This is a genomic window from Sphingomonas sp. BLHR8, from assembly GCF_056821725.1.
The window spans coordinates 620735-639528 of sequence record NZ_JBPDIM010000001.1 but is presented as its reverse complement, the minus strand read 5'-3'; the positions used below and the strand labels follow the sequence as shown (position 1 = coordinate 639528).

Annotated in this window: 20 protein-coding genes; 11 read left to right on the top strand and 9 right to left on the bottom strand. The window is 67.5% G+C overall.

Annotated elements, in window-relative coordinates; genetic code table 11:
• Window positions 1–10: 10 nt before the first annotated feature.
• Window positions 11–1219 (top strand): saccharopine dehydrogenase family protein, encoded by a 1209-nt coding sequence (locus tag ACRYJK_RS03230; RefSeq protein ID WP_482666145.1) that lies wholly within the window; start codon window positions 11–13, stop codon window positions 1217–1219.
• Between the two features lie 129 nt (window positions 1220–1348).
• Here the strand turns inward: ACRYJK_RS03230 and uvrC are convergent, their stop codons facing one another.
• The gene (gene uvrC / locus ACRYJK_RS03225) at window positions 1349–3262 is read right to left on the bottom strand and encodes an excinuclease ABC subunit UvrC (RefSeq protein WP_482666144.1); all 1914 of its coding nucleotides are present in this window, start codon (window positions 3260–3262) and stop codon (window positions 1349–1351) included.
• Between the two features lie 79 nt (window positions 3263–3341).
• Between uvrC and ACRYJK_RS03220 the strand changes: the two genes are divergently transcribed.
• Window positions 3342–3512, top strand: coding sequence for a hypothetical protein (locus ACRYJK_RS03220; protein ID WP_482666143.1), 171 nt, complete (start codon window positions 3342–3344; stop codon window positions 3510–3512).
• 15 nt (window positions 3513–3527) lie between these two features.
• Here ACRYJK_RS03220 and ACRYJK_RS03215 read toward each other — a convergent pair whose 3' ends face one another.
• The 5 genes from ACRYJK_RS03215 to ACRYJK_RS03195 form a co-directional block, all read right to left on the bottom strand.
• Complete coding sequence (locus ACRYJK_RS03215; protein WP_482666142.1) at window positions 3528–4157, bottom strand: F0F1 ATP synthase subunit B family protein; 630 nt, start codon at window positions 4155–4157, stop codon at window positions 3528–3530.
• The gene (locus ACRYJK_RS03210; RefSeq protein ID WP_482666141.1) at window positions 4150–4650 is read right to left on the bottom strand and encodes a F0F1 ATP synthase subunit B family protein; all 501 of its coding nucleotides are present in this window, start codon (window positions 4648–4650) and stop codon (window positions 4150–4152) included. The genes ACRYJK_RS03215 and ACRYJK_RS03210 overlap by 8 nt, the downstream gene beginning before the upstream one ends.
• A gap of 72 nt (window positions 4651–4722) precedes the next feature.
• Window positions 4723–4950 carry a F0F1 ATP synthase subunit C gene (locus tag ACRYJK_RS03205; RefSeq protein ID WP_482666140.1) on the bottom strand — a complete coding sequence of 76 codons (228 nt, stop codon included), beginning with the start codon at window positions 4948–4950 and terminating at the stop codon, window positions 4723–4725.
• A 40-nt stretch (window positions 4951–4990) separates the two neighbouring features.
• Window positions 4991–5773 (bottom strand): F0F1 ATP synthase subunit A, encoded by a 783-nt coding sequence (locus tag ACRYJK_RS03200; protein WP_482666139.1) that lies wholly within the window; start codon window positions 5771–5773, stop codon window positions 4991–4993.
• Window positions 5774–5778: 5 nt separating this feature from the next.
• On the bottom strand, window positions 5779–6225 hold the full coding sequence (locus ACRYJK_RS03195) for an AtpZ/AtpI family protein (RefSeq protein ID WP_482666138.1): 447 nt from the start codon (window positions 6223–6225) through the stop codon (window positions 5779–5781).
• 89 nt (window positions 6226–6314) lie between these two features.
• On the opposite strand from ACRYJK_RS03195, the gene radC reads away from it, so the two are divergent.
• The 6 genes from radC (at window position 6315) to ACRYJK_RS03165 (ending at window position 11794) form a co-directional block, all read left to right on the top strand.
• Window positions 6315–7013: a RadC family protein gene (radC, locus tag ACRYJK_RS03190; RefSeq protein WP_482666137.1), complete on the top strand. Its 699-nt coding sequence runs from the start codon at window positions 6315–6317 to the stop codon at window positions 7011–7013.
• Window positions 7014–7202: 189 nt separating this feature from the next.
• Complete coding sequence (gene purB, locus ACRYJK_RS03185; protein WP_482666136.1) at window positions 7203–8519, top strand: adenylosuccinate lyase; 1317 nt, start codon at window positions 7203–7205, stop codon at window positions 8517–8519.
• A gap of 56 nt (window positions 8520–8575) precedes the next feature.
• Window positions 8576–8932, top strand: a complete 357-nt coding sequence (locus ACRYJK_RS03180) for a lipopolysaccharide assembly protein LapA domain-containing protein (RefSeq protein WP_482666135.1) — start codon at window positions 8576–8578, stop codon at window positions 8930–8932.
• On the top strand, window positions 8929–9603 hold the full coding sequence (gene pyrF / locus ACRYJK_RS03175; protein ID WP_482667385.1) for an orotidine-5'-phosphate decarboxylase: 675 nt from the start codon (window positions 8929–8931) through the stop codon (window positions 9601–9603). The genes ACRYJK_RS03180 and pyrF overlap by 4 nt, the downstream gene beginning before the upstream one ends.
• Before the next feature lie 32 nt (window positions 9604–9635).
• The gene (gene accD / locus ACRYJK_RS03170) at window positions 9636–10493 is read left to right on the top strand and encodes an acetyl-CoA carboxylase, carboxyltransferase subunit beta (RefSeq protein ID WP_482666134.1); all 858 of its coding nucleotides are present in this window, start codon (window positions 9636–9638) and stop codon (window positions 10491–10493) included.
• Complete coding sequence (locus ACRYJK_RS03165; RefSeq protein ID WP_482666133.1) at window positions 10493–11794, top strand: bifunctional folylpolyglutamate synthase/dihydrofolate synthase; 1302 nt, start codon at window positions 10493–10495, stop codon at window positions 11792–11794. Before accD ends, ACRYJK_RS03165 begins: the two co-directional genes overlap by 1 nt.
• On the opposite strand, the gene ACRYJK_RS03160 is transcribed toward ACRYJK_RS03165, so the two are convergent.
• Both ACRYJK_RS03160 and ACRYJK_RS03155 read right to left on the bottom strand, forming a co-directional pair.
• Window positions 11746–13485, bottom strand: coding sequence for an AmpG family muropeptide MFS transporter (locus ACRYJK_RS03160; protein ID WP_482666132.1), 1740 nt, complete (start codon window positions 13483–13485; stop codon window positions 11746–11748). The genes ACRYJK_RS03165 and ACRYJK_RS03160 overlap by 49 nt on opposite strands.
• Before the next feature lie 49 nt (window positions 13486–13534).
• Entirely contained in the window at window positions 13535–13975 is a 441-nt protein-coding gene (locus tag ACRYJK_RS03155; protein ID WP_482666131.1) for a response regulator, read from the bottom strand.
• Window positions 13976–14309: 334 nt separating this feature from the next.
• Here ACRYJK_RS03155 and ACRYJK_RS03150 point away from each other — a divergent pair, with 334 nt between their 5' ends.
• From ACRYJK_RS03150 to ACRYJK_RS03140, 3 genes are read left to right on the top strand one after another with little or no spacing between them, the layout of a single operon-like run.
• Window positions 14310–15062, top strand: coding sequence for a pseudouridine synthase (locus ACRYJK_RS03150; protein ID WP_482666130.1), 753 nt, complete (start codon window positions 14310–14312; stop codon window positions 15060–15062).
• 1 nt (window position 15063) lies between these two features.
• The gene (gene rsmD, locus ACRYJK_RS03145; RefSeq protein WP_482666129.1) at window positions 15064–15600 is read left to right on the top strand and encodes a 16S rRNA (guanine(966)-N(2))-methyltransferase RsmD; all 537 of its coding nucleotides are present in this window, start codon (window positions 15064–15066) and stop codon (window positions 15598–15600) included.
• A gap of 40 nt (window positions 15601–15640) precedes the next feature.
• Complete coding sequence (locus tag ACRYJK_RS03140; RefSeq protein ID WP_482666128.1) at window positions 15641–16723, top strand: PA0069 family radical SAM protein; 1083 nt, start codon at window positions 15641–15643, stop codon at window positions 16721–16723.
• A gap of 444 nt (window positions 16724–17167) precedes the next feature.
• Here the strand turns inward: ACRYJK_RS03140 and ACRYJK_RS03135 are convergent, their stop codons facing one another.
• Window positions 17168–18772 carry a long-chain fatty acid--CoA ligase gene (locus ACRYJK_RS03135; RefSeq protein ID WP_482666127.1) on the bottom strand — a complete coding sequence of 535 codons (1605 nt, stop codon included), beginning with the start codon at window positions 18770–18772 and terminating at the stop codon, window positions 17168–17170.
• Window positions 18773–18794: the final 22 nt, after the last annotated feature.

Sequence of the window (18794 nt, the reverse complement as noted above, 5' to 3'; positions counted from 1 at the left end):
GGAGCAGCGGGTGAGCAAGGTGCTTGTGATCGGAGCGGGCGGCGTCGGGTCGGTCGCGGTGCACAAAATGGCGATGAACGCCGACATCTTTCCGCACATCACGCTTGCCAGCCGCACCAAGTCCAAATGCGATGCCATCGCCGAGTCGGTGAAGGCGCGCACCGGAGTGACCATCGCGACCGCGCAGATCGACGCGGACGACGTCGCCGCGACCACCGCGTTGATCCGCGAGAGCGGCGCCAAGCTCGTCGTCAACCTCGCCCTCCCTTATCAGGACCTCAACATCATGGAGGCCTGCCTGGCGGCGGCGGCCGATTACCTCGACACCGCCAACTACGAGCCGCGCGACGAAGCGAAGTTCGAATATAAGTGGCAGTGGGCCTATCATGACCGCTTCAAGCAGGCGGGACTGATGGCGCTGCTGGGGTCGGGGTTCGACCCCGGCGTCACCAGCGTGTTCACGACCTGGCTCAAGAAGCATCACTTCAGCCGCATCGACACGCTCGACATCCTCGACTGCAACGGCGGCGACCATGGGCAGGCGTTCGCGACCAACTTCAACCCCGAGATCAACATCCGCGAGGTGACCGCGCCGGCGCGGCACTACGAAAACGGGGCGTGGGTCGAAACACCGGCGATGGCGACCAAGCAGGCGTTCGATTTCGAGGGTGTCGGCACCCGCAACATGTATCTGATGTACCACGAGGAACTTGAGAGCCTCGCGACGCACCTGCCCGAGATCAAGCGGCTGCGCTTCTGGATGACCTTCGGCGACGAGTATATCAAGCACCTGACCGTGCTGCAGAATGTGGGCATGACCCGGATCGACCCGGTGATGCACAACGGCGTCGAGATTGTGCCGCTGCAATTCCTGAAGTCGGTGCTGCCCGAACCTGCGTCGCTCGGCGCGACGACCAAGGGCAAGACGAACATTGGCGTGATCGCCACCGGCGTTGGCCAGGATGGGGAAGCGAAGACGCTCTACCTCTATAACATCTGCGACCATGAGGACGCGTTCGCCGAGACGGGCAATCAGGCGGTCAGCTACACCACCGGCGTGCCTGCGATGATCGGGGCGGCGATGATGCAGACCGGCCAATGGCGCGGCGAGGGTGTGTTCAACATGGAACAGTTCGATCCCGACCCGTTCATGGACATGCTCAACGCGCACGGGCTGCCGTGGCAGGTCAAGGAGCTGGAGGGGCCGCTGGCGTTCTAACCGGCCGCCCCGTTCCGGACGCCTAGCCCCTCGATATCCGTCATGCTGAATCTGTTTCAGCATCCACAGGCCGCCCCGCCGCGTGGACCCTGAAACGAGTTCAGGGTGACGGACTAGGGCGATGGCACTTCAAGGATGATAGAAGTCGTGCACCGCCTGAGCGGTCGCGGCATTGACGCCGGGAGCCTTGCGTAGGTCCTCGAGGCTCGCCGCACGCACCGCCCGGGCCGTGCCGAAGTGCATCAACAGCGCCTTTTTCCGAGCCGGACCGATCCCGGGCACCTCGTCGAGCGGTGAACTGGTCAGCGACTTTGCGCGCTTCTGACGGTGCGCGCCCACCGCGAAACGGTGCGCTTCGTCGCGCAGGCGCTGGACGTGGAACAGGACCGGATGGTTCGGCGGCAGCGTGATCTCGCGCCCGTCGGGGAGGTGAAACACCTCGCGCCCTTCGCGCCCGTGGTGCGGTCCCTTGGCGACGCCGACCAGCGCCACATCCTCGACCCCGATCGCTTCCAGCGTCGCACGCGCGGCGGAGAGCTGCCCCTTGCCGCCGTCGATCAGCACAAGATCGGGCCATTCGCCCTTCTCACGGTCGGGGTCCTCCGCCATGGCGCGGGTGAAGCGCCGTTCGAACACCTCGCGCATCATGGCGAAATCGTCACCCGGCACCGTCTCCGCGCGGCGGATATTCCATTTGCGATAGGCGCCCTTGGTGAAGCCCTCGGGCCCGGCGACAATCATCGCGCCGACCGCGTTGGTGCCCTGAATATGGCTGTTGTCGTAGACCTCGATCCGCTGCGGCGGCGCGTCGAGGTCGAACAGGCCGGCAAGCTGGTCGAGCAGCGAGGCTTGCGTCGAACTTTGCGCCACCTTGCGCTCGAGCGATTCCACCGCGTTGCGCTGCGCCTGCTGCAGCAACCGCAGCCGGTCGCCGCGCTGGGGGACGCTGATCTGGACGCGCCGCCCGGCGAGTTCGCTCAGCGCCTCAGCCAGCAGCTCGCAGCCCTCAGGCTCGCGGTCGACCAGCAGCAGCTTCGGGGGCGGCACGCCGTCGTAGAATTGCACGAGGAAGCTGGCGAGGATCGCATCGTCGCCGACGTCCTGAGTGTGCGCGGGGAAGAAGCTGCGGTGGCCCCAATTCTGCCCGCCGCGGATGAAGAAGGCTTCGATGCAGACCGCGCCGCCCTTCCCCGCCATGGCGAAGACGTCGACGTCGCCAAGCCCTTCGGCATTAATCGCCTGGCTACCCTGGATGAAGGTCAACGCCCGCAGCCGGTCGCGGTACACCGCGGCAAGCTCGTAATCCTGACCCTCCGCCGCCGCGGCCATCGCCGCGCCGAGCTTTTCCTGCGTGCGCGTCGATTTGCCGGCGAGGAACTGACGCGCATCTTCGACCAGCTCGTCATAGGCAGGCTTGTCGATGCGGCCGACGCACGGCGCCGAGCAGCGCTTGATCTGGTAGAGCAGACACGGTCGGTCGCGGTTGGCGAAGAAGCTGTCGGTGCAGCTCCGCAGCAGGAACAGCTTCTGCAGCGCGTTGAGCGTGCGGTTGACCGAACCGGCGCTGGCGAACGGTCCGAAATACTGCCCCTTGGCCCGGCGTGCGCCGCGATGCTTTTGGACGCGCGGGAAGGCGTGGTCAGCGCGCAGCAGGATGAACGGGAAGCTTTTGTCGTCGCGCAGCAGGACGTTGTACGGCGGGCGGTAGCGTTTGATCAGCTGCGCCTCGAGCAGCAGCGCCTCCGCCTCGCTGGCGGTGACGACGATCTCCATGCCGCGCGTCTGCGAGACCATGCGCTTGAGCCGGTTGGTCAGCCGCGCGACCTGGGTGTAGTTGGTGACCCGGTTCTTGAGCGCGCGCGCCTTGCCGACGTACAGCACCTCGCCGCGCGCATCGAGCATGCGGTAGACGCCCGGCACCGGGCGGAGCGTCTTCACCGTAGCGCGGATGGCCTCCACCCCCGCCTCGATGTCGGGCTGCCCCTCACCGCGGACGGTGAAGGTCGAGCGCTCTTCATTGAAACGGTCGGCGGGGGGTGTCATCGTCTTGCAGTTAGGCGCGGCGGACCGACGACGCCAGCGGGAGGACTGGATGCCGAGCTGTTCAAAATGTCAGGGCGCCATGGAACAAGGCGTCATCGTGGACCGCGGCCATTATGACATCAAAGCCGCCGCCGAGTGGGCGGAGGGGGTCGAGCGGCGGTGGTACGGCAACAAGGCCACTGGGGAAACGCGGTCGATCGAAACGTGGCGCTGCACCCGCTGGGGCCTGCTGGAAAGCTACACGCGGTAGTCGCCGCGCGCAGCCTCAGATTTTGGCGAGGTCCGCGATCGAGCGGTCCACGATGGCGTCGCGCGACGCGGCGCCGTGGCCGTTGGCGATGAGCTGCTGCGCGGCACCGACCGCGGCGCGGCTGGCGGTGGCCCGCACTTCGGCGACCGCAGCGCGTTCGGCAGCGGCGATGCGCTGCTCGGCCATCGTCTGGCGGCGAGCGACCAGCGCTTCCGCGTCGGTCTGCGCCTTGAAGACGAGCGCTTCGGCCTCCTCCTGCGCGCGAGCCCGCATCTCCGCGGTCTCGCTATCGAGGGCGGATAGCTTGGCCTGATATTCGCCGCGCAACGCTTCGGCCTCGGCACGCAGCTTGGCCGCGTCGTCGAGTTGCGCCTTGATCGCATCGATGCGCCCGTCGAGCATGCGGCCGACCATCGCCGGCACCTTCTTCCACAGCATGATGCCGATCAGCGCCAGCATCGCCAGCGAGACGATCACCGTCGCGTTGAGCACACCTCCGATCGACGGGTCGCCGTGCGTTTCCGCGGCGCCGTGGGCGGGCACTTCGGCGTGAGCGGTAGTCGTCGTGGTCGTCACATCACCGTGCGGGCCCGTGACAACGGGAGCGGACGTCGTGGCGACAGCGAAGATGATCGGATCAGCCATGGAGTTGTGCCTTCACCGCGTTGCGCGCCACGTCCGCATCGACCGGCTGCCCGGTGAGCCGCTGCACCACATCCTGCGTTGCCTCGACAGCGACGCCCTCCACCTCGCGCAGGGCGTTGCTCTTGGCGTCGGCGATGCCTCGCTCAGCCTCGGCCATGCGAGTGTCGAGCCCGGCATCGACCTCCGCCAGACGCGCCTCGGTGCGCTTGGCGGCGTCTTCCTTGGCGCGGTTGACGAGCGCCTGTGCATCGGCGCGCGCGGCGTTCTGGCGCTGGCGCCAGTCGTCTTCCGCCGCGTCGGCCGCATCGCGCGCAGCCTTGGCGGCGGCGAGGTTGTCGGCGATGGTCCGGTCGCGCAGGTCGACCGTCGACATCACCTTGGGCACCATCCCGCGACCGACGACGAAGAACAGCCCGCCGAACACCAGCAACAGCCAGAAGATCTGCGAGATCAGATACCAGCTGTCTTCCGTCAGCTGACCAATCTGAGGCATCGGGCGGGCCCTCTACGTCGAGAAAAACATGCGGCGGGAGCGACGAGCGCTCCCACCGGCAACATCAATTCGTCAGGCGACGAACAGCAGGATGACCGCGACGACGAACGCCAGCAGGCCGAGCAGCTCCGCCGCGGCGAAGCCGATCATCAGGCGGCCGAACTGGCCGTCGGCAGCCGCCGGATTGCGCAGCGCGCCGTCGAGGAAGCTTGCGAACACATTGCCCACGCCGAGCGAGGCGAGGCCCGCACCCAGCGCCGCAATGCCGGCGCCGATCATCTTGGCAGCTTCCATGTCCATCGTAGAGAACTCCGTTGAAAAACTTCGAGATCGAAGAGGTTTAGTGAAGGTTGACCGCGTCGTTGAGGTACAGCGACGTCAGCAGCGCGAAAACATAAGCCTGGATGCCCGCCACCAGCAGCTCGAGCGCGGAAATGCCGGTCATCAGCAGGAACGACGGCACGCCGACCAGTACGCCGTAGCCCGCGCCCGCGTTGGTGCCGTTGATGACGAACCCCGCCAGAACCTTCAGCAGGATGTGCCCGGCGGTCATCGCCACGAACAGCCGCAACGCGAGGCTGAACGGGCGGATCATGAAGCTGATGAACTCGATCGGCACCAGCAGCGGCAGCATCACCTTGGGCGCGCCATGCGGCACAAACAGCGAGAAGAAGTGAAAACCGTGCCGCGCGAAACCAACCAGCAGCACGATGCCGAAGCTGATGATGGCGAGAATGCCGGTAATCGCGAGATGACTCGTCACCGTGAACGGGTGCAGCCCGAGCGCGCCCAGCGGCAGCAGCCCGATCATGTTCGCGAACAGGATGAACATGAACAGCGTGAAGACATAGGGGACGAACTTGCGCCCCTCCGGCCCGACGTTGGTGGTCAGCATGTTGTCGATGAAGCCGGTGAAGCTTTCGACTGCGGCCTGCCAGCGGCCGGGGACGAGCTGACGCTTCATGCCGCCGAGCATGAACAGCCACAGCAGCACCGCCGCGGCGAGCATCCAGATGGCGCTGTTGGTGAGCATCACCTCGCGCCCGAACAGCTCGAACATCGGCGCGACCGGCTGCACCTCGAACTGGTGCATCGGATCGATCTTGCCGCCTTCTGCCGCCACGTCGTTCAACCCCTGCCTTCATCGTTCGCGGCGCGCGCCTGCGCATCGCGGCTGATTTTGTTCGCGGTGCGGATGACGTTGCGAAACGCCACCGCGATCCCGGCGAAGAGCATAATGATGAGGCCCCACGGCGCGGTCTTGAGAGCGAGGTCGATGACCCAGCCGATCAAGGCGCCGCCTGCGATGCCACCGATCAGGTCGGCGAGGACGCGGTTACCGAGCCGTTCGCTCTGGTCCTGTCCCTGACGCCGCCCCGCGCCGGTGCGCGTAGCTTCATTCTGCTCCAGCCTCTCCAGCCGCTCATCGAGGCTGTCGAGACGCCGATCTTCGCCGATCTGCGGAAATTCGTCCTGTCCGTTCGTCACGTCCGCGCCCTGTCGCCTGAAGTGCAGCGCCGCGGCAAGCCGCTCACGCTGAACCTGAAATGCAAGGAGCCACGCCCCGTCCGGCAAGACGCGCGCCCCTTAAGCGCGGGGTGCCGCCAAGTCAACAACGCCAGCCTGCTTGCAGCGGTCGTCGGTGGGCGTCACAAGCCCACGCGATGGGGGACACCGACCGCACTGCCGATCACGCCGGCCACCGCGAGCGCCTGCGTGCGCGCATCATCGAAGCGGGGGCGGACAGCCTGCACGACTATGAACTGCTCGAATATCTGCTGAGCCTCGCCATCCCCCGCCGCGACACCAAGGCGCTGGCAAAGCAGCTGCTGACAGAGTTCGGCGGCTTCGGCCCGCTGCTCGCGGCGGACGCGGGCACGTTGAAGGCGGTGCCCTATGTCGGCGATTCGGTGGTGGCGATGCTGCGCGCGCTCGACGGGGCTGTGCGGCACGTCCTGCTCGGCGAAGTCGCGCAACGATCTGTGCTCGGCAACTGGCAAGGTCTCGTCGACTATCTGCGTGCGTCGATGGCGCAGCACCTTAACGAACGCGTGCGCATCCTCCACCTCGACAGCCGCAACCAGTTGATTCGCGACGAGGTCGTCAGCGAAGGTTCGATCGATCAGTCGGCGATTTACGTCCGAGAGGTTGTGCGGCGTGCGCTCCAGCTCGGGTCGGCGGCGATCATCGTCGCGCATAACCATCCGAGCGGCGATGCGACCCCCAGCTCGCAGGACATCGCCGTCACCCGCGCCCTCATCGCCGCCTGCAAGCCGCTCGGCATTGCGCTGCACGACCATGTCATCGTCGCTCGCGGCGATGAAAGCCGCATCACCTCGATGCGCAGCGCGGGGTTGATCTAGTGGGCGCCGGGCGGCTTCCTCCCGCCAGGCCTCGTCATGCTGAACTTGTTTCAGCATCCACCGCCTGCGCTCGCCGCCCGGACGCTGAAACGCCTTCAGGGTGACCGGAACAGGACTTGAGCGGGATGCGCTGACGCGTCCGCCCTGCTATCGGCGCGCGACTCTCCGCTAACTCGAAGGAATGCCCGCATGGTTCCCCGCTACTCCCGCCCGGCGATGACCGCGTTGTGGGAGCCGGAGGCGCGCTACCGCATCTGGTTCGAGATCGAGGCGCACGCGACCGATGCGCTCGCCGACCTCGGCGTCGTGCCGCAGAGCGCGGCCAAGGCGCTGTGGGACTGGTGGGCGACCAATCCGGCGATCGACGTCGCGGCGATCGACGCGATCGAGGCGGTGACCAAGCACGACGTGATCGCCTTCCTCACCTGGGTCGCGGAGCAGGTCGGCGAAGACGCGCGCTTCATGCATCAGGGGATGACGTCGAGCGACGTGCTCGACACGACGCTGTCGGTGCAGCTGGCACGATCGGCGGACCTGCTGGTGGAGGGTCTGGACGCGCTGCTCGCCGCGATCGAACGCCGCGCGTTCGAGCATAAGCTCAACCCCACCATCGGTCGCAGCCACGGCATCCACGCCGAGCCGACCACCTTCGGCCTCAAGCTCGCGCAGGCGCACGCGGAGTTTCAGCGCGCGAGGAAGCGGCTGATGGCGGCCCGCGAGGAGATCGCGACCTGCGCCATCTCGGGTGCGGTCGGCACCTTCGCGAATGTCGATCCGCGCGTCGAAGCGCATGTTGCGGACAAGCTCGGCCTCGCCATCGAGCCGGTGTCGACGCAGGTGATCCCGCGCGACCGGCACGCGATGTTCTTTGCGACGCTGGGCGTGGTCGCGTCGTCGATCGAGCGGCTCGCGGTCGAGGTGCGCCATTTGCAGCGCACCGAGGTGCTCGAGGCCGAGGAATATTTCTCGCCGGGGCAGAAGGGTTCGTCGGCGATGCCGCACAAACGCAACCCGGTGCTGACCGAGAATCTCACCGGGCTTGCACGGATGGTGCGGGGCTATGTCACGCCGGCGCTCGAGAATGTGGCGCTGTGGCACGAGCGCGACATCTCGCACTCGTCGGTCGAGCGTTACATCGGGCCGGACGCGTGCATCACGCTCGACTTCGCGCTCGGGAGACTGACCGGGGTGATCGACAAGCTGGTGGTTTACCCGGCACGCATGCAGCGTAACCTCGACGCGATGGGCGGGCTCGTCCATTCGCAACGTGTGCTCCTCGCGCTGACGCAGGCAGGCCTCAGCCGCGAGGACAGCTACCGCCTCGTCCAGCGCAACGCGATGAAGGTGTGGGAGAGCGAGGGCCGCGAAAGCCTCGCCGACCTGCTGAGCGCCGATGCGGAGGTCACCGCGGCGCTGCCCGAGGCGGGGATTCGGGCGCTGTTCAACCTCGACCATCATCTCGCGCATGTGGACACGATCTTTAGGCGGGTGTTCGGGCGCGTCTGAAGGCGCTAGACAGCACGCGGGGCGGCTGAGGCCGCGAGTGGATTGGGGAGTGAGACATGCGCACTATCCTTTGGGTCGTCGTCGCGGTCGCGGTGACCATCTTTGCCTTCATGAACGCCGATCCGGTCGAGGTGACGCTGATCCCCTTCGATAGCGGCGTGCGCGCCGACACCTCGCTTGCGGTGGTGATTCTCACCTCGTTCCTGCTGGGCTTCCTGCCGACATGGCTGATGATGAGCGCCAATCGCTGGCGGATGAACCGGCGCATCGAGAACCAGAAGCAGACGATCGACCAGCTGCGCGGCACGACGGCAACGGGCGTTACCCCCGCGATTGATCCGGCCACCGGCCACAGCGTCGATCCGGTCACCGGGCGCCCGATCGATCCGGTGACGGGCCGTCCGACCGTCTGATGTCGCCGATCTACCTCGCGCTCGATACGCCGCGGATCAACGATGCGCTGCAGCTCGCCCGTCGGGTTGCAGCGCATGTCGGCGGCTACAAGCTCGGGCTCGAGTTTTTCTGCGCGAACGGCCAACACGGCGTGCTTGAGGTCGCGAAGCTCGGAAAGCCGATTTTCCTCGACCTCAAGCTGCACGACATTCCCAACACCGTCGCGAAGGCGGTGCAGGCGTTGCACATCCTCGAACCGGCCGTGCTGACGGTACACGCCGGGGGCGGACGCGCCATGCTGGAAGACGCCAAGGCCGCGGCGCCGGCCGGCACTAAGGTCGTGGCGGTGACTCTGCTCACCAGCCTTGACGAGGCCGATCTCCACCGCGGCGGCGTCACCGGTAGCGTCCACGACCAGGTCGAGCGGCTGACCGATCTCGCCTGCGAGGCGGGTGTGGACGGGATCGTCTGTTCGGGCAACGAGGTTGCCGCGGCACGGGCGCGTTGGCCGCGCGGCTTCTTCGTGGTGCCGGGCGTGCGGCCGGCCAACGGCGTTCTGGGCGACCAAAAGCGCGCGACGACACCGCGCGCGGCGCTCGACGCGGGAGCGTCGATCCTCGTGATCGGTCGGCCGATCTCGCAAGCGCCGGATCCTGACGCAGCCGCCCGCGCCATTGGCGCGACGCTCTGACCATCTCTGCCTAATCCGAAAAGAAGCCAACCATGAGCTGGATCAACCGCGTTCGCAACGCGATCCCCTTCATCGCCAAGCCCTCCGCGACGCCGGACAATCTCTGGCACAAGTGCAAGAAATGTCAGGAGTTGGTGTTCTGCAAGGAGTGGGAAGACAATCTCAACGTCTGCCCGCGCTGCGACCATCACGACCGCATCGGCGCCGCGCGACGCTTCGCGCAGCTGTTCGATGACGGCAGCGTCGATCTGATCGAGCTTCCCAAGGCGCCCGACGATCCGCTGCGATTTCGCGATACGAAGAAATATGTCGATCGGTTGAAGGTCGCGCGCAGCAATACCGAAGCGCGCGACGCGCTCCAAGCGGCGTTCGGTACGATCGACGGGCACGGCGCGGTCGTCGCGGTGCAGGATTTCGCCTTCATGGGCGGGTCGATGGGCGCGGCGGTCGGCGAAGGCTTTGTCGCCGCTGCGCAGGAGGCGGTTCGCCGCAACGTGCCTTTCATCGCCTTCACCGCGGCGGGCGGCGCGCGAATGCAGGAGGGTATCCTCAGCCTGATGCAGATGCCGCGCACCACCGTCGCCCTGCAACAGCTGAAGCGCGCGCGCCTGCCCTACATCTGCGTCCTCACCGATCCGACCACCGGCGGCGTGACCGCGAGCTATGCGATGCTCGGCGACGTGCAGATTGCGGAGCCGGGCGCGCTGATCGGCTTTGCCGGGCAACGCGTGATCGAGCAGACGATCCGCGAAAAGCTGCCCGAAGGGTTTCAGCGCGCCGAGTATCTGCGCGATCACGGCATGATCGATGCGGTGGTGCACCGTCACGAGATGAAGGCAACGATCGCGCGGCTGCTCGATTATCTGAGCCCCGCCGCCGCCGCAGCCTGATGGCCGATGGGGCGCGCTCGGCGGACGCGGCGGTCCAGCGCGAGCTCGACCGGCTGACGCTTCGCTCGCCGGGACGCGACGTGCTGGGGCTGGAGCGCATCCGCGCGCTGCTGGAGGCCCTCGGCAACCCCCAGCGTCGGCTGCCCCCGGTGCTGCATGTCGCCGGCACCAACGGCAAGGGTTCGACGGTCGCCTTCCTGCGCGCAATGCTGGAGGGCGCGGGGCTGACCGCGCACGCCTACACCAGCCCTCACCTCGTGCGCTTCAACGAGCGGATCCGGCTGGCCGGGCGACTGATCGACGACGCGGCGGTGGCGCCATTGCTGGCGGAGGTCAACGACGCGGCCGACGGGCTGGGCGCGAGCTTTTTCGAGGTGACAACCGCCGCCGCCTTCCTCGCCTTCGCGCGCACGCCTGCCGACGCGTGCATCGTCGAAGTCGGTTTGGGCGGACGGCTCGACGCGACCAACGTGATCGAGCGTCCGGCGGTGACCGGCATCGCCAGCCTCGGCATCGATCATGCGGAGTTCCTGCTGGCACCCGAACCGGGCGTGCCGACCGACCCGATGGCGCGGATCGCGTTCGAGAAAGCCGGCATCGCCAAAGCGGGCGTGCCGCTCGTCACGCAAAGCTACGCTCCGGCCGCGGCGGAAGCGATCGCCGCTGTCGCGCAGCGCGTTGGCGCACCCCTCGTGCGAGCGGGCGCCGACTATCACGTCGCCTGCGATGGCGACGCCATTCTCTATCGCGACGCGCATGGGGTGATCGCCCTACCCATGCCATCGCTGGCGGGCGATCACCAGCTCGACAATCTTGCACTGGCAGTCGCGATGGCGCGCGAGTCCGGGCTTCGCTTCGCGCCGGAAGCGGCGCGCAATGCCCGCTGGCCGGCCCGCCTGCAGCGCCTCTCGTGCGGGCCGCTGACCGCCGGGCGACAAGCCGCGACCTGGCTCGACGGCGGGCACAATCTGGACGCCGCGCACCGCCTTGCGCGCTTCTTTGCCGGCGCCGAGCCGATACAGATCGTCCTAGGCATGCTCGCCAACAAGGACGCCGCGGGCTTCATCGCCGCGCTCGCGCCGGTCGCGGAGCGGATCGTTGCGGTGCCGGTGCCGGACCACTTCTGCCACTCGCCCGAGGCGATCGCCGCCATGGCCAGCGATGCCGGCGTCGCGGCGTCGGTCGCACCGGATGTGGCCGCAGCCCTCGCGGTGCTCGACCCGGCGCAGCCGGCCGCGATCCTCGGTTCGCTCTACTTGGCGGGCGAGGTGCTGGCGCTCAACGGTGAGGCACCGGACTGACGCGCGGCACGGTTTTGGCGCACCCATTCGAGCAGCGAGAGCAACACCGCCACCCCGCCGATTGCCGCGGTGAACAGGAACACCGGCGCGTAACCGTCCGCCTCGATCCATTCACCCAGCGCGCCCCGCCCCAGCGACCCGACAAGGAACGTCAGCGACGACAGCAGTGCGAACTGCACCGCGCTATGTTCCCTGGCGGTGATCGACGAAAGATAGGCGATGAACGCCGCGCCGGCCATGCCGCCGGCGATATTCTCCCCGGAAATCGCGAACAGCAGCCGCGTCATCCGCGCGTCCGAGCCGAGCAGTTCGGCCAGCCAGGCAATGCCGGTCGAGCGTGCGATCATGTCGATCCACGGCCCGCCCATCGCCAGGTCGGCGTATAGCAGGTTGGAGAGTGCCGCGACGATCGCGGAGATCACAAGGGTCGGCATCCGTCCCAGCCGCAGCAGCAACAGCCCGCCGAAGCTGATGCCGAGGATGGTCATCAGCACGCCGAAGATCTTCGACGCGAACGCCACCTCGTCGTTCGTGTACTTCAGTTCCTCGAGGTAGAAGGGAAAGGCGAATGGCCCCCAGATCGAATCGCAGATGCGGTAGAACAGGATCAGGCTGAGCACGAGCAGCGCGCCCCACCGCAGCCGCCCCACGATCTCCGCCATCGGCGACACCAGCGCCGAATAGGCATGGTCGGCAAAGCGACGGCCCGCCGAGCGCGCCGGCGACGCGGCGTCGAGCAACCCCTGCCCTCGGGCGACGATGCTGTTAAGAACGGCTGCGACGACACCGGGCACAACCACCGTCGCGACGACGATCCACGGCCCGACCTCCTTGATGAAATCTCCCGCGACCGGCTTGTCGGGGGCGTTGGGGTCGGCGGTGAGGATCACATACATGAACCGACCGATGGTCCAGATCGCCCACGCCCAGCACAGCACGACGACGGCAAGCGCGATGGCCCGCAGGCGCGGATGAACCGCCCCGGGCTGGGCGAGCGCGCGGTCCTGCGCGTCGAGTGCCTCCGCCCGCGGCGTGTCGGGCGCTGCAAAGGTGGCGATGATCGGCAGGAGCATCGTCAGCCCCATCACGAAATAGACGGTTGGCCAATCGACGCGCGCCGCGAACATCAGCGCCAGCGCGCCACCGATCAGCGCCGCGGTGCGGTAGCCGAACTGATACAGCGTCGAGAGGAGGTCGACGCTCGCATATTCGTCGGCGACATCGATGCGCCAGGCGTCGATGACCACGTCCTGCGTCGCGGAGAAAAAGGCGCCGACCACCGCCACTAGCGCAAAACTGCCGATCGAGAGCACCGGGTCGATCCGCGACAGCGCGATGAAGGTGAGCGCGAGCACCACCTGGCACAGCAGCAGCCACGACCGTCGCCGCCCGAGCCGCGCGAGCAGCGGCGGCGCGACCCGGTCGACCAGCGGCGACCACAGGAATTTGAACGCGTAGGCGAGCCCGATCCACGACAATATGCCTATCGTCGCGAGGCTGACTTTGGCCTCCCCCAGCCAAGCGTTAAGCGTTCCCAGCAGCAGCGTGTAGGGCAGCCCTGCCGAGAAGCCGAACACCAGCATGACGATGGTCTTGCGGTTGCGGAGTCCCGCCTTGAGCGCGGCCCACCCCTTCAGCGGCTCAGCCGGTTCGGTCACCACATTGGCGTTCATCGATCCCCCTTCGGTCAAGGGGGCGCACCCTATGCGCTTTTTGCCGCCCGTCCAGTGATCCGCGACGTTATGCCGCGGCGGCGTCGACGAACAGCGTCAGACCGGCCGGCACAGTCTTGGGCGATTCGCCGCGCAGGATGCAATCGATCGCCTCGATCGCAGCGACGAGGTCGCCGGGCAGGTAGGGTTTGTTGAGGCAGCCATAGGCATAATTGCGCGCACCGTCAGGGCAGCTGCCGGTGACGAACAGCACGGGAATGTCGCGCGCGCGGGCGATGCTGGCGATGTCGAGTCCGCTGGCTTCCCCCGCAAGGCCGACATCGAGGACGGCCGCGTCGATCTGTTCCGGATCAATAAACGGGTGCGCCTGTTCGGCATTGTCGACCGTCGCGACAATCTCGAAATCGGCCTGTTTCAGCGCATATTCGTTGTCGAATGCGATGAGCGGTTCATCCTGGACCACCAGCAGCCGCGTGATGCGACGTTTTCTGCGGCGGAACAAACCCATTGACGCGGCGCCTCCCTATCGGCCGCTATACGCTCGCCAAGTCGCGGCGGTTCCGGCATAGGCCCGGCGGAGAGACGGATTGTCTCACCTCTGCGACGAGTTTGCCACAGTGCCCAACCGCCCCACTCGCCCCCGCGGCCCCGCCGGCCCGCGCAAGCCGTCCGCGAGGCCGCCGGCCGACCGCTCGGCAGGTGAGGACCGCCCCGCTCGTCCACGTCCGGGCGGCGGTGCCAAAACGCCCCGCCCCCCGTCCGGCGAACCGTCACGCGGTACCGATCGGCGCCCCCCCGGACGACCCGCCCGCGATCCCGCCAGGCCGCGCAAACCCGCGCCGGTGCGCATCGACAGCGCGCGCGAGGACGGGCTGCATCGCATTGCCAAGCTGCTCGCCCGCGCCGGCGTCGCCTCCCGCCGCGACATCGAACGGATGATCGCCGATGGCCACATCGCGCTCAACGATGAAGTCGTGACGACGCCTGCCACCTTGCTCGCCGACCTCACCGGCGTAACCGTCAAGGGCCACCCGGTCGACGCGCCCGAAGCGGCGCGGCTGTTCCTGTTTCACAAACCGAACGGCGTGCTCACCGCCGAGCGTGACTTCTCGGGTCGGCCGACGATCTATTCCGTCCTTCCCGAGGGGCTGCCGCGGCTGATGCCGGTCGGGCGGCTCGACCTCAACACCGAAGGGCTGCTGCTGCTGACCAACGACGGTGCGTTGAAACGCGCGCTGGAGCTGCCGTCGAGCGGGGTCGAGCGCACCTACCGCGCGCGCACCTTTGGCGACATCAGCCAGGCGCAGCTCGAGGAGCTGGCCGAAGGGGTCACGGTGGAGGGCGTCCGCTACGGGCGGATCGACGCTAATCTCGAACGTCGCACCGGGCGCAATCAGTGGGTCGAGCTGACGCTGACCGAGGGCAAGAACCGGGAGGTGCGGCGCGTGCTCGAATATCTCGGGTTGCGCGTCGGGCGGCTCATCCGCACGCGCTACGGCCCGTTCACACTGGGTGAGTCCGCCCCGGGTAGCATCGCCGAGGTGAAGCCCGCCGCGCTCGCCAAGCTCGTCGCGAGCCTGCCAAAGCCGCGCTGAGATGCGGATCATCGCCGGGCAGTGGCGCGGTCGGCGGCTGACCGCGCCTGCGGGCGCAGCGACCCGACCCACCGCCGACCGCGCACGCGAGACCTTGTTTTCGATGCTCGCAAGCCGGCTGGGAGGCTTCGCCGGCCTCCGCGTGGCGGACATGTTTGCCGGGTCGGGAGCGCTCGGGCTCGAAGCGCTGTCACGCGGCGCAGCGGCGGCGGTGCTGGTCGAGCGCGATCCGTCGGCGCTCCGCGCAATCCGCGCCAACGTTCACGTCCTCGAAGCCGTCGACGCAAAGATCGTCGCGGCCGATGCCGCCCGCGCGGTCGCTCCCTTTGCGTGCGATCTGATCTTCTCCGACCCGCCATATCGCACGCTCGATTGGCCCGCCTTCGCCGCGGGACTGAGCGCGCACGGCTGGATCAACGCCTCCGCGATGCTCGCTTTCGAAGAGGCTGTCGGCGTCCACGTCGACATCCCTTACGCACGTATTGGCGAACGTAGGGTCGGGGGTGCAGTGCTCCACTTGTTCGAGGCATCCGGTTAGTCGTTCTTGCTATGTTCCGTCGGAATGGTAGGTTGGGACCATGCCCACCCCTCCTCCGCTTTCCGGCCGCGGCGCGCCCGGCAACGTTGTTTCGCAACGCTTCGGTCTTGCCGAGCGCGAAGTGGATGGCGACTGGCTCGACGCGCGCGGGGAGATCGACGGCGCCGCGCCTAAACTCCGGACCGAAGTCACCCTCGAGCGACCGCGCACGATCATCGCGCGCAACACGTCACCGGACATTGGTTTCGATCGCTCGATCAATCCTTATCGCGGGTGCGAGCATGGCTGTATCTACTGCTACGCGCGGCCGACACACGCCTTCCATGATTTGTCGCCCGGGCTCGACTTCGAATCGAAGCTGTTTGCCAAGCCGGAGGCGGCGGCCCTGTTGCGCGCGGAGCTGTCGAGGCCCGGTTACACGCCCGCGCCAATCGCGATTGGCACCAACACCGACGGTTATCAGCCGATCGAGCGCGAACATCGTATCACCCGCGCCGTGATCGAGGTGCTGAGCGAGTCCAATCACCCGCTGATCATTACCACCAAATCGGACCGGCTGCTGCGCGACATCGACCTGCTCGCCGACATGGCCGAGCGCGGCCTGCTCGCGGTGGCGATTTCGGTGACGACGTTGGACGCAAAGGTCGCGCGCACGCTCGAACCGCGCGCAGCGCATCCCGCGCGGCGACTCGCTGCGGTCAGGGCACTCAGCGACGCGGGGGTGCCGGTGCAGATCAACGTCTCCCCGATCATTCCGGCGATCACCGATCATGAGATCGAGGCGATCGTCGCCGCCGCTGCGGAGGCCGGCGCATATCGCGCGTCATGGATCGTCCTGCGCCTGCCGCTGGAGGTCGCGCCGCTGTTTCGCGCCTGGCTCGCCGCGCACTATCCGGAACGTGCGGACAAGGTCATGCACATCGTTAAGGCAATCCGCGGCGGGCGCGATAATGACCCGCGGTTCGGCAGCCGGATGAAGGGCGAAGGCATCTGGTCCGACCTCATCCGCACGCGATTTAACCGCGCTGCGCGTGCGCATGGGATCGACCGGCCTTATGTCCCGCTGCGCAACGACCTGTTCCGACCACCGCCCCGCGACGGCCAGCTTGCGTTGGCGCTTTAATGCGCCTCTGCTGGCACGCGGTGGAGGTGCCGATGACGTGGGTGCTGTTATTGCTGCTTGTTGCGTGCGTGCGCGAACCCGATCTTGCGTGCGCGCGTGGGCTTCACGGCTGGGTCACGGTCCCCGCCGCGGCGTGGTTGGAGCGGGCGAGCTTGCGTCACGTCATCGTTGTCATGCTTTCGATCGCGATGCTGTTCGGTGGGGTCGAGTTCCTGTTCCTCGCCGGGGCCTTCGAAGGTGGCGCAGCGCTGGTACTCTGGGACGTCTCGCTGGTGGTCGAGGCTATGCTAGCGACGAAACTCGTTGCGCCGCTCTCGCGCTTGGCGCGGCCAATCTGGCGCCGCGTTGTGATTGTGGATCGGCGGCGTGGTGCGCGCGCGCGGCGCCGCCGTCATTCGCGCTCACTGATCACACGGCGGACGCCACCGCCGCGCGACCCGCGCTTCACGTCCCGCTCAGGCGATAGTCCCGATATTCGTCGCGCAGCTGTCGCTTGAGCAGCTTGCCCGTCGCCGTGTGCGGCAGGCTATCGACGAACTTGATCTCGTCCGGCAGCCACCATTTGGCTACGCGGGTGGAGAGGTGGTCGATGATCTGTTCGGGCGTGACCGCGCTGCCGGGCTTGCGCACGACCAGCAGCAGCGGGCGTTCATCCCAACGCGGGTGAGCGACGCCGACGGCAGCGGCTTCGGCAACGCCGTCGCAACCGACCGCGGCGTTCTCGAGCTCGATCGAGCTGATCCATTCGCCGCCCGACTTGATGACGTCCTTGGCGCGGTCGGCGATCTGCATCGTGCCGTCGGGGTGGAGGATGGCGACGTCGCCGGTGTCAAACCAGCCGTCGGCATCCGCCGCGTCCGCGTCGGCCTTGAAGTAGCGCTGGATGATCCACAGCCCGCGGATTTGCAGGCGCCCGCTAGTCTTGCCGTCGCGGAGCAGCTCGCGACCGTCATCGTCGACCAGCCGGAGCTCGACACCGAACGGCACGCGACCCTGCTTAACCACGACGTCGACCTGCTCGTCGAAGCTCAGCGCATCCCAGCCGTAGGGGCGCGCGCCCATGGTTCCGATGGGGGAGGTTTCGGTCATGCCCCAGGCGTGGGCGACGCTCACGCCTGCGCGCATCAGCCGCTCGATCATCGCGCGCGGCGCAGCCGAACCGCCGATCACGACCTGTTCGAGCTTACCGTAGTCGCCGCCGTTGGCGTCAAGGTCGGCAAACATGCCGAGCCAGACGGTCGGGACGCCGGCGCTGTGGGTCACCCCCTCCTCGCGGATCAGGCGCCACAGCGTCGGCGCGTCGTTGGTCGCCGAAAAGACAAGCTTCGCGCCCGTCGCCGCCGCGCCATAGGGCAGGCCCCAGGCATTGGCATGGAACATCGGCACCACCGGCAACGCGCAGGCGCGGCTCGACAGACCGAACACGTCGGGCTGCAGCAGGGCAAAGGCGTGGAGCACGTTGCTGCGGTGCTGGTAGAGCACGCCCTTGGGATGACCGGTCGTCCCGCTGGTGTAGCACAGCCCGCAGGGGTCGCGCTCGTCCACCGTGACCCAACGCGTGTCGCCATCGTGCGGGGCGAGCCAGTCGAGGAAAGGCTCGTCGCCCGCGATCCCGGCGCCATCGAAACAGATGAAGCGCTCGACGCAAGGCAGTTCCGGCCGCAACCGCTCGACGATCGGAGCAAAGGCCGCATCGTAGAGCAGCACGCGATCTTCGGCGTGATTGACGATGTAGATGATCTGATCGTCGAACAGTCGCGGGTTGATCGTGTGTAGCACCGCGCCTACCCCGGCGGTCGCATACCAGGCGGCGAGGTGATGGGCGTGATTCATCGCCAGCGTCGCGACGCGGTCGCCCCTCGCGATGCCGTGCGCCGTCAGCGCCTGCGCCATCCGCCGCGCGATGAGGTGCACGCCCGCCCAGTCGGTGCGTTCGTCGCGGCCATCAGCCCAGTGCGTCACGATCTCCTGCGCGCCATGTTCCCGCGCGGCGTGATCGATGAGCGCGGTGGTGACCAGCGGGCGGTCCTGCATCGTCCCGTGCAGCATCAAATCAGTCTCCCCGTTCTTG

Excerpts from the sequence above, each read along its gene's own strand:
- uvrC (WP_482666144.1), bottom strand. The coding sequence starts at position 3,262 with ATGACACCCCCCGCCGACCGTTTCAATGAAGAGCGCTCGACCTTCACC.
- ACRYJK_RS03220 (WP_482666143.1), top strand. The coding sequence starts at position 3,342 with ATGGAACAAGGCGTCATCGTGGACCGCGGCCATTATGACATCAAAGCC.
- ACRYJK_RS03215 (WP_482666142.1), bottom strand. The coding sequence starts at position 4,157 with ATGGCTGATCCGATCATCTTCGCTGTCGCCACGACGTCCGCTCCCGTT.
- ACRYJK_RS03210 (WP_482666141.1), bottom strand. The coding sequence starts at position 4,650 with ATGCCTCAGATTGGTCAGCTGACGGAAGACAGCTGGTATCTGATCTCG.
- ACRYJK_RS03205 (WP_482666140.1), bottom strand. The coding sequence starts at position 4,950 with ATGGACATGGAAGCTGCCAAGATGATCGGCGCCGGCATTGCGGCGCTG.
- radC (WP_482666137.1), top strand. The coding sequence starts at position 6,315 with ATGGGGGACACCGACCGCACTGCCGATCACGCCGGCCACCGCGAGCGC.
- purB (WP_482666136.1), top strand. The coding sequence starts at position 7,203 with ATGGTTCCCCGCTACTCCCGCCCGGCGATGACCGCGTTGTGGGAGCCG.
- ACRYJK_RS03180 (WP_482666135.1), top strand. The coding sequence starts at position 8,576 with ATGCGCACTATCCTTTGGGTCGTCGTCGCGGTCGCGGTGACCATCTTT.
- accD (WP_482666134.1), top strand. The coding sequence starts at position 9,636 with ATGAGCTGGATCAACCGCGTTCGCAACGCGATCCCCTTCATCGCCAAG.
- ACRYJK_RS03165 (WP_482666133.1), top strand. The coding sequence starts at position 10,493 with ATGGCCGATGGGGCGCGCTCGGCGGACGCGGCGGTCCAGCGCGAGCTC.
- ACRYJK_RS03155 (WP_482666131.1), bottom strand. The coding sequence starts at position 13,975 with ATGGGTTTGTTCCGCCGCAGAAAACGTCGCATCACGCGGCTGCTGGTG.
- rsmD (WP_482666129.1), top strand. The coding sequence starts at position 15,064 with ATGCGGATCATCGCCGGGCAGTGGCGCGGTCGGCGGCTGACCGCGCCT.
- ACRYJK_RS03140 (WP_482666128.1), top strand. The coding sequence starts at position 15,641 with ATGCCCACCCCTCCTCCGCTTTCCGGCCGCGGCGCGCCCGGCAACGTT.
- ACRYJK_RS03135 (WP_482666127.1), bottom strand. The coding sequence starts at position 18,772 with ATGCTGCACGGGACGATGCAGGACCGCCCGCTGGTCACCACCGCGCTC.